General features: G+C 66.5%; 15 protein-coding genes and 1 tRNA gene. 4 read left to right on the top strand and 12 right to left on the bottom strand.

The window, feature by feature from the left end; genetic code table 11:
* Positions 1–108 precede the first annotated feature (108 nt).
* The 3 genes from CPH63_RS12835 (at position 109) to CPH63_RS12825 (ending at position 2,305) form a co-directional block, all read left to right on the top strand.
* Positions 109–897 carry a DUF3105 domain-containing protein gene (locus CPH63_RS12835; RefSeq protein WP_157749519.1) on the top strand — a complete coding sequence of 263 codons (789 nt, stop codon included), beginning with the start codon at positions 109–111 and terminating at the stop codon, positions 895–897.
* A 71-nt stretch (positions 898–968) separates the two neighbouring features.
* Positions 969–1,667, top strand: coding sequence for a DUF305 domain-containing protein (locus tag CPH63_RS12830; protein WP_096305128.1), 699 nt, complete (start codon positions 969–971; stop codon positions 1,665–1,667).
* Between the two features lie 170 nt (positions 1,668–1,837).
* Positions 1,838–2,305 carry a hypothetical protein gene (locus CPH63_RS12825; protein ID WP_096303308.1) on the top strand — a complete coding sequence of 156 codons (468 nt, stop codon included), beginning with the start codon at positions 1,838–1,840 and terminating at the stop codon, positions 2,303–2,305.
* Positions 2,306–2,329: 24 nt separating this feature from the next.
* Here the strand turns inward: CPH63_RS12825 and CPH63_RS12820 are convergent, their stop codons facing one another.
* On the bottom strand, positions 2,330–3,742 hold the full coding sequence (locus CPH63_RS12820) for a cell wall metabolism sensor histidine kinase WalK (RefSeq protein WP_096303307.1): 1,413 nt from the start codon (positions 3,740–3,742) through the stop codon (positions 2,330–2,332).
* Entirely contained in the window at positions 3,739–4,440 is a 702-nt protein-coding gene (locus tag CPH63_RS12815; RefSeq protein ID WP_206745545.1) for a response regulator transcription factor, read from the bottom strand. The genes CPH63_RS12820 and CPH63_RS12815 overlap by 4 nt, the downstream gene beginning before the upstream one ends.
* A gap of 201 nt (positions 4,441–4,641) precedes the next feature.
* Here CPH63_RS12815 and CPH63_RS12810 point away from each other — a divergent pair.
* Positions 4,642–4,716: transfer RNA gene (locus CPH63_RS12810), tRNA-Arg, on the top strand.
* Positions 4,717–4,866: 150 nt separating this feature from the next.
* Here CPH63_RS12810 and CPH63_RS22950 read toward each other — a convergent pair.
* The 10 genes from CPH63_RS22950 to CPH63_RS12760 all read right to left on the bottom strand — a co-directional run bounded on the left by CPH63_RS22950 (position 4,867) and on the right by CPH63_RS12760 (position 12,840).
* Positions 4,867–6,234 (bottom strand): tyrosine-type recombinase/integrase, encoded by a 1,368-nt coding sequence (locus tag CPH63_RS22950; protein WP_096303306.1) that lies wholly within the window; start codon positions 6,232–6,234, stop codon positions 4,867–4,869.
* Complete coding sequence (locus tag CPH63_RS23720) at positions 6,234–6,422, bottom strand: AlpA family transcriptional regulator (protein ID WP_096303305.1); 189 nt, start codon at positions 6,420–6,422, stop codon at positions 6,234–6,236. Before CPH63_RS23720 ends, CPH63_RS22950 begins: the two co-directional genes overlap by 1 nt.
* A 14-nt stretch (positions 6,423–6,436) precedes the next feature.
* Complete coding sequence (locus CPH63_RS12795) at positions 6,437–7,984, bottom strand: replication initiator (protein WP_096303304.1); 1,548 nt, start codon at positions 7,982–7,984, stop codon at positions 6,437–6,439.
* Positions 7,981–8,397, bottom strand: coding sequence for a WhiB family transcriptional regulator (locus CPH63_RS12790; protein WP_157749518.1), 417 nt, complete (start codon positions 8,395–8,397; stop codon positions 7,981–7,983). Before CPH63_RS12790 ends, CPH63_RS12795 begins: the two co-directional genes overlap by 4 nt.
* The gene (locus tag CPH63_RS12785) at positions 8,382–8,792 is read right to left on the bottom strand and encodes a hypothetical protein (RefSeq protein WP_096303303.1); all 411 of its coding nucleotides are present in this window, start codon (positions 8,790–8,792) and stop codon (positions 8,382–8,384) included. Before CPH63_RS12785 ends, CPH63_RS12790 begins: the two co-directional genes overlap by 16 nt.
* Complete coding sequence (locus tag CPH63_RS12780) at positions 8,789–10,342, bottom strand: FtsK/SpoIIIE domain-containing protein (RefSeq protein WP_096303302.1); 1,554 nt, start codon at positions 10,340–10,342, stop codon at positions 8,789–8,791. The genes CPH63_RS12785 and CPH63_RS12780 overlap by 4 nt, the downstream gene beginning before the upstream one ends.
* Entirely contained in the window at positions 10,339–10,536 is a 198-nt protein-coding gene (locus CPH63_RS12775; RefSeq protein ID WP_096303301.1) for a hypothetical protein, read from the bottom strand. Before CPH63_RS12775 ends, CPH63_RS12780 begins: the two co-directional genes overlap by 4 nt.
* A gap of 14 nt (positions 10,537–10,550) precedes the next feature.
* Positions 10,551–10,946, bottom strand: coding sequence for a hypothetical protein (locus CPH63_RS12770; protein ID WP_096303300.1), 396 nt, complete (start codon positions 10,944–10,946; stop codon positions 10,551–10,553).
* 127 nt (positions 10,947–11,073) lie between these two features.
* Positions 11,074–11,601: a flavoprotein gene (locus tag CPH63_RS12765; RefSeq protein ID WP_241895894.1), complete on the bottom strand. Its 528-nt coding sequence runs from the start codon at positions 11,599–11,601 to the stop codon at positions 11,074–11,076.
* Positions 11,602–11,625: 24 nt separating this feature from the next.
* Complete coding sequence (locus tag CPH63_RS12760; protein ID WP_096303298.1) at positions 11,626–12,840, bottom strand: helix-turn-helix domain-containing protein; 1,215 nt, start codon at positions 12,838–12,840, stop codon at positions 11,626–11,628.
* Positions 12,841–12,975 lie beyond the last annotated feature (135 nt).

Raw genomic sequence — 12,975 nt, 5'->3', positions numbered from 1 at the left:
CCCGGTGCTTCTGCGTGCCGCAACGACTCAGAGGACTTTGAGGGCTCAGACGACTCGAACGACTTTGACGACATCACACACCAGCAATCAGCAACCAAAAGGCAGGCCATGGCGCAGCGCAACCAACCCGTCCGTCCGGCGACCAAAGCAAAGTCTCCGACTGACGGCCCGAACACCCCCAAGCCTGCTGCCAAGCCACCCGTCCGCAAGCCGGGAAAGTCGATCGTCAATCAGCGACAGACCCCGTGGGGCCTGATTTCGGTTGCGGTTCTGCTGGTCATCTTCGCCGCCGGGGTGGTCGGTTATGCCGTTCACGCCAGCGGCAGCAAGGACTCCCCCAGCGCGTCCGGCGAGACCTCCTCGGCCCCGAAGAAGGACGTCGCCGCGTCCACGGTGTCCAAGGAGCAGATCCTCAAGGACCTCCCCGGTATCACCGTGAAGACGTTCGACCGCAACCACGTCGAGGGCGTTATCGACTACGGCGCCGACTCGCCCCCGTTCGGCGGCAACCACAACCAGAACTGGGCCGAGTGCACCGGGATCGTCTACTCCAAGCAGATCGCCAATGAAAACGCGGTGCACACCCTGGAGCACGGCGCCATCTGGGTGACCTACAACCCTGACCTGCCCGCGGCCGACGTCGCGAAGCTGGCGGCGAAGGTGAGTGGCAACAACTACATGCTGATGACGCCGTACGCGGGCCTCAAGACCCCTGTCTCGTTGCAGGCCTGGGGCTACCAGATGTTCTTCCAGTCAGTCGACGACCCGAAGATCGACGTCTTCATCAAGGACCTCCGGCTGAACAAGAACACCACTCCCGAGTACGGCGCGAGCTGCGACAACCCGCAGTTCATTCCGTCCCAGAGTTACCCGGGCCACCCGGCGTCGCTCGCCTAGCCGTCCGCCCGGCGGATGACGGGCCGAGGCTCCCGACGCCGGGAGTGGGCAAGATGAATAAGGAGTCCCCGATGACCACGACCGACGAGCAGCTCGCTTCGCAGGAGCTACCGGCGGGCGAATCCGTTCAGCCCGGACGTCGCGGGGTCATCGCACTCGTCGCTGTGTGCGCGGTCGCGCTGCTGGTGTTGGCCGGGGCCGTCGGGTACCTGCTGCACTCGCAGAGCACTTCGACCGCCGTTGTTACGCCCGCCGCCGACTCCGTCGACGCCGGATTCTCCCGGGACATGGCCACCCATCACACTCAGGCCGTGTCGATGGCCGGCTACACCCGCGACCACAGCAGCGACCCTGCGGTAAAGCTGCTGGCCTTCGACATCGAGACGTCCCAGCAGTTTCAGCTCGGGCAGATGGATGGTTGGCTCACCTCCTGGGGGCTCGGACGGACATCGGACCTACCGGAGATGTCGTGGATGGGGGGCTCGATGCAGATGCAGTCAAATGGGTTGATGCCCGGCCTCGCCACTCCGGCCGAGGTGGCGAAGTTGAAGACGCTCACCGGCAAGGCGCTCGACATCTACTTCCTCCAGCTGATGCTGCGCCACCATCAGGGCGGGGTGCAGATGGCGCAGTATGCGGCCGAGCACGCCGAGACCGACTATGTGCGTACCACCGCGCAGGCCATGGTCAGCGCTCAGCAGAACGAGATCATCGAGATGGAGCAGATGCTCCGCGAGCGGGGCGCCTCGCCGCTGCCGGCCACCAGCTGAAGCTCTGCCACGAACTTTGACGCTCTACTGACACCGGCGATCAGGCGACCGGGCCGGTCTCAGCAGACCCGAACACTCCCCTTACGTGCATATGGCAGCAGGCTGACCTAGCAGCCGCAGGATTGACCGTGACAGTCAAGTTCATCCGATGTCACTAGGAGCAGCGCCTCATGTGGAAGAAGATTGCAATCGCCGGCGGCGTCGGCGCAGCGGTACTGGGAATCGGGACCGCCGCGATGGCGGCGAGCGGCTCACCCACGCCGTCACCCGCAAGTCGCCCGTCCAGTGCCGCCAAACACCACACCGCGGCTCGGGAGAATGTCGGTCGGGCACTCACCAAGTTGCGCAGCGTGCAGCACGCGCAGTGGGTCACCGAAGACAGCAAGACCAAAGCGACGGTGACGCACGACGCGATCCGGGGGAGCGTCACTGCGGTCAGCCCGACCTCGATCTCCGTCAAGTCCCTCGACGGGGTCAGCCAGACCTACCGCGTCGCGTCGAGCACCAAGGTGCACACGAAGGGGCAGACCAAGGGCGCGACCGGGTCGATCTCAGCGGTGAAGTCCGGCGACTCGGTCGTTGTCCTGGGCACCGGAACCTCCTCGTTGACCGCGGCCCGAGTGGTCGACATCAGCTAGCGAAGGCTCTTTTGAATCTGCAGTTCACGGTGTGGGTGTGCCGGTCACGGGGGTGATCGGCAACCACACCGTGAACTGCGCTCCACCCTCCGGCGCGTGCCCGGCGGTGACCTGCGCGCCGAGGCGAGTGGCGAGCCCCTTCACGATCGCCAGGCCGAGACCGGTTCCCACCTGGCGTACCCCGCGGTAGCGCTCGTAGAGCACTGACCGGTCGAAGGCCACCGGCAGGTCTTCGTCACGCAGCCCCGGCCCGCCGTCACGCACCTCGATCACGGCGACGACCGGAGCACCGTCAGCCGCGCGACCGGACGACCCCAGCGCCAGGAGGATAGGGGCGTCGACCGGAGTCACCCGAAGCGCGTTCTCGAGCAGGCCGTCTATCGCCTGTCGCAGCCGGGCCGGATCGGTCCGGACCCAGAACGGAGCCGGCGGGGCTTGCAGCGAGAACCGAACCCCGTTGGCGGCGCACCGCGACCGCCACACCTCCGCCGCCGCATGGGCCCAGCCGGTGAGATCGACGTCGATGAGGTCGACCTGGAACTCGGCCGAGTCGAGCCGCGCCAGGTCGAGCAGATCGGCGATCATCCGCTCCAACCGACGGGCCTCCTCCAGCATGACGCCGGCGACCCGCGGCACCTCGGTGTCGGTCACGACTCCGTCCACCAGGGATTCGGCGTAGCCCGAGATCGCCGTCAGCGGTGTGCGCAGATCATGCGATACGGCAAGGAGAAACTCGCGCTGGCGGGACTCTGAAGTGGCTAGGTTGGTGGAGAGGACATTGAGGGCGATCGCCACGTCGACCATCTCCGCCGGCCCCTCCGGCTCGACCAGAATGTCCCGGCGCCCGACGGCCAGCTGATGGGCCGCCTGCGCCGTTCGCCTGAGTGGGCGGGCCAACCGCCAGGTGACGAGCAGGCTGAGCCCGATGGAGAGCACCACCGCACCGCCGAGGGCGACGAGAATCAACCGCACGGCTCGATCCCCGACCGCGACGGCGTCGGCCCGTCGCTGCGCCAGGACCAGGCCTCCGGCATTGGTCGGGCGTCCCTCGATCAGTACCAGTTGACCGCCGACCCGCTTGGTCATCGATACGGTTTCACCGGCCAGCAGCGCGTCGACGACCTCCGGTGTGGCTGCGGCGACCGCCAGCTTCCCGCGCCCGGCCACCACGCCCCGCTGGTTGATGGTGGCCACCTGCACGTTGACGGCCAGCAGTTCCTGGCGAGCGCGCAGCTGGCTGGCCTGTGCGCTGGCGCCCTCGTTGGCCGCGGCCTGCGCGGCGTCGGCGAGCTTGGCCAACGTCTTCTGCGCACTCTGCTGGCTCGTGTGCCGGATGAGCCCGATCGAGATCACTCCCCCGACCACCGCGGTAAGCACCGAAACCGCGGCAGCGAGCAGTGCGATGCGGTAGGCCAGTGGTCGGGGGCGGGCGCTCAATGCGGCGCTTCCGCCGAGTAGCCGACACCACGCACGGTACGCACCGGGCTCAACGCACCAAGTTTCGAGCGCAGTTGGGCGATGTGCACGTCGACCGTCCGGGTGCCGGCGCCGGCTGAGTAACCCCAGACGTGACTGAGCAGCTGATCACGGTCGAAGACCTGCCCCGGGCTGCGCATCAGAAAGGCGAGCAGGTCGAACTCGGTGGCGGTGAGCGACACCTCGGAGTCACCCACGTACACCCGACGTGCGCCCGGCTCGAGGCGGACCGCCCCGACGGTCAGGGACGAACTAACGCTAGAGGCACCCGCAGCGCGGCGCAGCGCACTGTTCACCCGGGCCACGACCTCGCGCGGCGAGAACGGCTTGACGATGTAGTCGTCGGCACCCAGTTCGAGCCCGAGCACCCGGTCGATCTCCTCGTCGCGCGCCGTGACGAAGAGCAGGACGGTCCAGTTCTGCTCCGCCCGCAGGCGGCGGCAGACCTCGATCCCGTCCATCGACGGCAGGCCGACGTCCAGCACCACTGCGGCTGGCTTCAGGGACCGGATCGCCGCCAGGGCGGCCGCACCGTCGCGCTCGACCTGGACTCGGTACCCGGCCTTGACGAGGTAGAGGCGCAGGATGTCAGCGATCGAGGCGTCATCTTCAGCCACCACCACGAGGCCGCGGTGGGCCGGCTCCCCGCTCAGCGTCACGCCTGAACTGTAGTCAGCAATTGCGGGCGCCCGAGCATGCCGCCATCGTCGCCGATGAATGTTCGGATCAGGCAAGGGCGAGGTCAGAGTTGGCTGCGGAGGTAAGTTCGCGGATTCGGGCCGGAGACAGACATGCGGCGAGAAGCGGTTCGGGTCGCTGCTAGGATCTAGTGGTTTGTGGTCGCGCAACTTTGGGCGCTGGCCCCCGTAGCTCAGGGGATAGAGCACCGCCCTCCGGAGGCGGTGGCGCAGGTTCGAATCCTGCCGGGGGCACCACCACAAAATCACCGGAAAACCTGGCCTCCAAGCCCCAGAATCACTGGGCTGGAGGCCATTTGACACCGTGAGCGCAATGTCCGGTTCTGCCCGGCTATCAGCGGCCATCCGCGACCGTCTGTGCCATATACGTGCCACGGTTCCGTCGCCTCACTTACCGGCCAGCGCGTTCTCAACACGAGCCCGCATCTGGGCCGCTCCCCCGTCGAGGCACTTCGCATAGATGCCCAACAGCACCTCGACCGAGTGACCCGCCCACGCGGCAACCTGAGTCGGTGGAACGCCCGCAGCCAGCCACGTCGACACCGCAGCATGACGCAGGTCATACGGCGTGCGAGCCAACGGCGAAGCGACCGCCTCCGGGGTGAACGCCTTGCACCGGGCACGCTGCCAAGTCCGGAACACGGTCGACGCCGGCAGATGCTCACGGTTGCGCTCCCCCACGAACAAGCGCCCGTCAGGTGTGGTCCCGAACTCGTCCAGATGCCAGCGAAGCAGCGCAGTCAACTCCGGAGGCGACGGCACGACCCGCAGCTCCCCCACCGCCCGCTGCTTGAGTTCGCGATCATCACGGGCCTCCCCAGAGTTGGTCCATTCCCGCCCAGCGAACGGGCGTGCGCGCTCCAAATGGAGCTCGCCCCAGCCCACCGCCGGCAGAGCAAGGTTCTGCACAGACAGCCCGGACGCCTCCTCAGGTCGCAGCGCAGCGAAATACAGGCACCCGTACAGCGCGACGAATCGAGGCCCCGACGGGAGCTCCGCTCGCACGGCATTCAACAGCGTCCGCGCCTGTACCGGGTTCACCACCGACCGGGCGTCGATCGCTCGGACAGAGCGCGGTGGCTTCCACTTCAGCGCAGGGAGCGGGTTCGCGTCGAGCAGTTTCCGATCGACCGCGTACTCAAGCGCGTTGTTGAAGATCTTGCGCCACCGAAGAACAACGCTCGCCGAGCGATGCGTGCCATCGAGACGAAGCGCCAGGCCGTCGAGCACGTCGCGAAGGACCACCGGATCACTGAGCGCCGACACGTCCCGCGTATGACTCGCAACCCACCGCAGCGCGCGCCGAACCTCAGGCGGACACGACGGGTCATTCCGGCCAGTCGTGTTGAAGGCCCACCGCTTCAGTGCGCGGCGCAGCAGCTGCTCCTCCGGGCAGCCCCGGATCGACGAGAGCAACAGCACCGTCACAGCGGTTAGGGCCTCCGCGTGGGTACGCCGCGTCGTCGCGGCAATGCGAGGCCACTTCAAGTCCGTGTAGTCCAAAGCAAAGGAATACCACGACACACCAACGCCACCACGGGCCATCGACGCAGGCAGCCCCGTCGAAACCTCGAACGCATCGCCTCGCCGAGTCGACGCGATCAGGTCGGCGCGGAATCCGTCGGCGAGGGCCTTCGTATGGAACGTCCGTTTAAAACGTTGGGCGTCAGCCCTCCAACGAACTCGGTAGCTGACGCTCCGCACCCCCTCGAAGGTCTCGATCTGCCAGACCCGAACGTCAAACGTCGTCGCCACTATGCGACCTCTTCGCAAGAGTCGAGCCAGTTCTCCAGCTCATCCCTGCGCACACGCAACTCGCCATTCGGCAACCGCAGGCAACGCGGTGCACGGCCTTTGACCCGCCATTCATAGAACGTGGACCGAGACACGCCAAGCTCCTCACAGACCTCGGCAACAGTGAGCCGAACTGGCTGACGCGACATGGGAATCCCTCTGGTTAGGCCGCTGTTGCGGCGGGTTGGGTGGTTGCCGAACGACTGTCCACAGGCCCCGGTGGGCCGTTCGCAGCCAACGCTTTCGCTTGTTCGTATTGGGCTTTCCACGTCCTGTGCTGGATGAGGGCGTGGCCGATAACGGTCTGGTAGTCGGCTTGGGTCACGTCGATCGGTTCCCACCGAAACCGGGGCAGCCCGTCTTCACTGAGCTGGTCAGCGGCGCACCGGTCCCGGTCTTGCATCTCCATCCCGGCCTCAGCCAGGACGGCGCGGACGATCTCGCAGCGGTCGGCCTTGTGCTGGTCGAGGGTCTTCCCCGTCCACTTCCTTGAGACGAGAACACGCCGCCCACCGAGGCCCAGGTGCTCAGCGTCGTGGGCCTTCGAGATGCAACGGCCCGGAGTGAGCCCCGGGCCGGGGTCAGCGGGTTGGATGCCGTAGCGCAGCCAGTTCGCGCATTTCGGCGAGCACGGCAGCACCCGGATCTCAGCGTGCAACCGGTTCAGGTGCGCTTGGCGGGCGGTGTCCATGTCATAGGGGTCGTCATAGGTGTCGGCCATCGACTTCGCCAAATACTTCGTCAGATACCGAACGGCCCGGTCCGCGTCCGGGGAAGGAGCGATGATGCCCTGGATGTCGACCTGCTTCCCGAGCCGAACGACGTGCATCGGTTTCGCGTCCGGGTCGAGATCAAGATCGTCGAGCGCATCGCCCCAGGTGCGGAGTGCTTCGCCGGTGACCGGGTCGACGTAGCCGGCGAGGTCGCGGTCCCAGACCGGCATCACGTCCCCGTCCTGATAGACCGGCTCGTCGATGGAGGGCCACCAGACCTGGTGATACGTCCCGGCGGTGACTTGCTTGACCAGCGCTCTCGGGATCGCACCACGGACAGCGGCATGCAAATGCGGCGCCAACCGCTTCTGCGGTTCGACCGCAGCGAAGTACTGGACTTGGAAGCCAGCAGCGCGGCGCAGGTTCTGCACCCACCGATCGATCACTTTCGGAAACAGCAGCGCGTCGAGCGCGGCACGGCGGTAGTCATACGTCCGTCGGTTGACCGGCACTCCGGTGCCGGGGCTGATCTTGCCGTAGGAGGGCAGGGTGAGCGTGATGAACATCGACGGGCGGAACACCTTCCCCTGCCGCCCGTCGAACGACGCACCGACGGTCCGGTCCTCGATCGGCAGCCGGGGAAGGTCCGGGGCATCTTGCCGCCGACGGGTAGACCGCACCCGACGCTCGCCCAACTCGTCGACCAGGTCGTCACCGTCGCCCTGGTCGTCGTCCGAGGTTGCCGTTGGTTTGTCGGGGAGTTCTTCGGTGAGGTGCCACCCTTCGGTGCATTGCTGCATCCGCAATCGGCGGGCTTTCTCCGCGCATGGCACACACCGAGACGCCCTGGTCGAGCCGCAGGGCAGGATGACGACGGTGGCGTGGCCGGTGTCGCGGTCGATCAACCGGCGTAGCAGTGGCTGCACGCAGACCCCTTCGGCTTCGGCGAGGTCATGTGCGAGCCGATCCGTCACACCTGGGTTGCGGGCGGTTCTCATGCGGCCACCCCCGCACCGGAATCGGCTGTCAAGGCTGCGTTGACGCCAGCCAACACAACCGAGACTGGGGCACCGTCGGCCAGGTCCATGCAAATCCGGTCCCGGACCAGGGGTGTCGTGCCGCCCCAGATGCCCTGGTCTTCATTGCTGATCAGCACGACCGCGAGGCAGGAGACCTGGACCGGGCACCGGCCACAGATCGACCGTGCGACATCCGTCAGGGTGTCGGGGTCGGCAGGGTAGAACGGGTCAACGCCCCGCGAATCACGGACGCTTGCGTTCGGTGAGGTGCAGGCGGCTGAGTCGCGCCAATCGTCGGCAACCAGGCGCAGCAACTCGCCACGATGCTCCACCGACACGACCGGGACACCGAACGGCATCAGCGTTTGGCCGGTCATCATCTTGTGTGCCATGGGTGGTTCCCTGTCGTGACGCGGGTCAGGTACTGGTCGGCGAGGAGCTGGCAGCCGCGTAGGAACCGGGCCGCGTCCAGATCCCGTGGAATCGTGGTGGCGAGGTCGCGGGCTTCGTCTTGGATCTCCCACACCCCACGACCCAGCACAGCGACCAGTAGCGACTCCTCCACCTCGTGCCCGGTGAGGGCGGTCGGGTTGTCGCCGGGGTCGATGCCGATGTAGAACGCCGTGACCAGCTCCTGCCGCGACAACGCCACCGGCACCAACACCCGGAGAGCCGGGTCGCCGACATGATCATCGGTGGGAAGCTCGCAGCGCAACCGCAAGGCCACGGCCTCGTCGTCGCCAACGACGCTGGCGTGCAGCGGGCGCGTGCCGGTAGTGGTGGTCATGCTGCGTCACCGTCCAACGCGTGAGGCACCACGTCCGACACATCCGTGAGCATCGGATGGTCGGTGAGGGCGGGGTCGTAGCCGTTTATCCGGGTCGAGGTCGCGGTGACGGTGATCGTCCCCGGCGTGTAGTCCCGCACCAGGCCGGCGATGTGCTCGTCGGTCACGTGGGTGAAGCGCACCCGCACCGGTTCGGCAACACCATCGAGGACGACAAACCCGACCCCGGGCAGCGATTCAGGGATCTCATCGCAACGGGCACCCCGATCCCTCGCCCCTGCACCGAGGACCAGCCCGACCTGATCGGCTTCCGCCAGGCGCAGCGCGATGCGGGTGGGGAACAGGTCACGGAACGGGACGACGTCCTTTCTCGGGTCTTGCACCGCGCCGATCACCGTGACCCCGACCGCTCTTCCCTGAGAGAGGAGCAGGGACAGGGCGGCGCTGATCCGCTTCTTCGCGTCCCGGTCATTCACATACGCGGTTAACGACGCGAGTTCGTCGACGACGATCACGATCAGCGGCTCGAGAACCGAAGGACTGTGCAGCCGGGTGTGACCGCGCAGAGCGGCTTGGCGGCGGCGCATGACCAGCACAGCGGCTTCGAGGATGCGGGCGAAGTCGTACTCATACGCCTCGTCATCGTCGGGGTCGCCGTAGGAGAACCGGGCGAACAACTGCGCGCCGGGGGCCAGTTCCATCCCGCCCTTGGGGTCGATCGCCCAGACCTCACACCACCGGTCCCGAATCGCCGGTGCGAGCGCGGCGAGGAGCGACCACAACACACTGCCCTTCCCCGACCCCGTCTCACCGACCACCAGCAGATGCGTGCCGAGCAGCCGCAGCCGGTACGGCAACCCGTCCTCCGACAACGCAACCGGGAGTGCGGTGAAGTCGGGGTGCTCGGCGATCGGGAACGGCTGCACCGGGACTGTCAGCGGGTCAGAGGTGCGTGCCCAGAGTTGGACCTTGCGGGGATTCGTCGGGACGGAGCGGACCCGCACTTCCAGCACCCCGAACGTCTGCGCCAACCGTGCGGCGACACCAGCCCAGTCGGTGACGCACTGACCAGGCAGCATCCGCAACGTCACCACATCCACCGTCGCTGAGGAGCGGACGGAGGTGATCGTGGGGAGGTGTTCTTCGCCGTTGATCGTGACTGACAGGCCGGTGAGGACCATCGCCGGCTGCCAGTAGTACCGATACACCCGACGTGACCGCCAGACCCCACGGACCCGCCAGGCGACGTGGCGGGTGAAGGACTCCGGCCACCGCCACCGCCACACCCCACCGACCACGAGGACCAGCGCGACCGTAGTGAGGATGGGCAGCGGGCCGTGTTCGAGGTCGAGGTGCCACAGCCACAGCAGCAACGCCAGGAACAGCATGGTAAGGGGATGCTTCACGCACGCCACCACACCGGCCCAGACCCGACGAGCGACCCAGGCCGCGATCACCGCCGTCAGCGGCACTTTGACCTTGGCCATGTGGACCTGCATCGGGGCCGGGTCACGCCGGGTGCCGCCGTAGGACTTCCCGAACCGGGTCATAGCTGGCTCACCCACGCCCACGCCGAGGAACCGGCTTGATCGAGGAACTGGTTCACATTCGGACCAGCCGGCGTGGCCCCGAGGACCAGGCCGAAGACCACGCACACCACCGCGCCGCCGGCTTTCACCTGCCGAACCCTCACCAGGAACACCACAAAGACCCCGAGAATTAGGGCGACCGCGACAACACTCATCACGTCACCCGGTCCTAGGCCGCAGCCGAGGCAGGCGGGGTGAACGACTTGCTGGCTGGCTTGGCGTCGGCGATGGCCTCAGCGGTCCAGGTCTCCGACAACCCACCGGCCTTATTCGTGCGGACCTCCACGGTCAGCCCCTCGAAGCTGATCGGCGCATACAGGGCCGGCTTGGGCTGCTCGATCGCCCCGACCGTGACCTTCGCCGTGACCGTCGCCGTCCGCCCGAACGACGTCTGCGGGTAGAGGACCTCGACACCCCACAACGGCATCCCCGTTCCCTCGTGCCGGGCTTGGCGATCCGAAGGACGCCGGCCACCACCGGGCTTGTCCTCCCACTCCACGGACACATCGACGATCCCTGTCGCCACCATTGGCTGACGCTTGCTCTCGACTGAATAGCTGGCCATCTGTTGGACTCCTCGTGTCTGGCCGCGTCGTTGTGGCGCGGCAACACGAGAATCAAAACGGCGATCACGGGCCGTATCCGGGATGCGAGTACTACCCGCACAAAAGTGCGGGTCGGCGACTAAGGAATCAGGAGGTCAGCGCGGGAATTGCTTCGACCAGCCACATGGGGTCAAACGCCGCGACGACGGCTGAACCGGTGCCGGAAACAACCGGCGCGAGGGCAGGCTCGCCGGTGAGGGGACTGAGAAAGTGCACGCCCGCCCGCTTCAACGCAGCGATATGGGACGCGAGGGCAGGATGCCCCCAAAGCCTGTCATTGATCATCGGCACGACGATGGTCGGCACCCGGCAAGCAATGCATTCGCAGATGAACCCATGCGCAGACGTGTCCGCGATCCCCAGGGCAGCCTTGTTCACGGTATTGAACGTGGCCGGACAGACGATCATCAGATCGGGCAAGCCCACCCGAGGCGACGAAGACGAAGCTCGGGCCTGAGAACGAAGCTGTGCACCGGTCGCGGCTGTCACCGCCTCGGTATCGATCCACTCACCAGCAGCGGGGGTGGTCACCAGGTCGACGGACACCTCGGCCGTTTGGAGCGCTGAGACGATGTCAGCACAGCGGGCAGACAACGGCGCACCTGTTACGACCACGGTGCAATGTGCCACCGACCAAGACTAGCTGAGCAGGCCTGCCCGCCCGGCGAGATCGGCTAGCGCGCGAGTCTTAGACCGAGTGCCACGGCTCAGCATCTCCCGGACCAGCTCCTGGGCGATGACGTTGTGGCGAATCGCCTCCGGTGCGACCCGCTCCGCTTCCAGCAGATGCAGGGTGGCTTCGGCGTCGCGCTTGCGCTGGCTCTGCGCCCACGCCAGGTCGAGATGCACCTGCGCCCGGCGGCTCAACAGTGCTGGAGGTAGGCGGCCTTCATCGACGTCGGCCGCAGCCCGCAATGCTTCACCCGGATCACCTAACTCAGCTGCCACCGAGACGCGGTGAATTGCGACGTTCGTCGGACCGAAACCGGTCCACGCGTGGTTGGCGTCCTCGCCTAGCAAGCCAGCGAGTCGACTGGCGCGGTCCAGCCGCTCCCAAGCATCGGAACGGTTCGTCTGGCGGGCCGCAATCACCGCCGATATCAGCCACAACGCGCCCGCAACCGACACCACCGCCGGCGAATCTGAGCGCGCTTCCCGCTCAACCCTCTCCGCCATCCCAACAGACAAATGCTCCGCGTCCTGTGGCTGATCAGCTCGAAGTAACGCACACGCGACTTGATAGGCCGACGTACCCACCGCCGTCAGCGAATCGGTGGTGTACGCGGCGCTCGCCGCCCGATCGGCCGCCAGCATGGCAAGGTCTGTGACGCCAAGCTTTGTGACAAGCTTCGCCGCCAGGACATACCCAGATATATAGACCAGCGAGGTCTCGCGCTCCTCGCCTGGTTGTGAATGCTCCACTCGATGACGCTCGACCTCACCGAGCAGCGAGGGCAGCTGGCCGATGACTCGGTCATAGCGCGCCGCCTGGTAGTCACCGTGCAGCGCTGCGATACTCGCCCGCAGCCCAGCAATATCACGGGACGCGGCGGCCTGAACTCCGAGAAGGTGGTCATACCGAGTGAAGACTTGGCGAACTGCGCCAATGCCGTCAGCGACAGCTGACCCGTTCGGCGCGTACTGCCATGGCTTGCCAGTTAATGCCTCGACATCGACGTGCAAAACACGAGCCATGTCGAGAAGCACGGACAGCTTGTCGACCGAACGAACTCCTCGCTCGACCTGAGACAGCCACGATTCCGATCGACCTACGAGCCCCGCCAGCGCAGCCTGACTCAGGCCACGACGACGACGGTACGCCGCGATCCGCTTCCCGACGGAATCAGTAACCACTACAGAAGGTTCTCACATTGCTACTAGATCGGTATAAGTTTCCCGTGAGACTGGGCGATCTAGTTCACGATCAGCTCGTATCGAGCGGGCGCACATGGGCGTGCCAGAAGTGCGGCCGAACGTGACGGTCGTCCT

The organism is Jatrophihabitans sp. GAS493, assembly GCF_900230215.1.
Classification (GTDB): Bacteria; Actinomycetota; Actinomycetes; order Mycobacteriales; family Jatrophihabitantaceae; genus MT45.
This window is presented reverse-complemented; position numbering and strand designations above follow the sequence as displayed.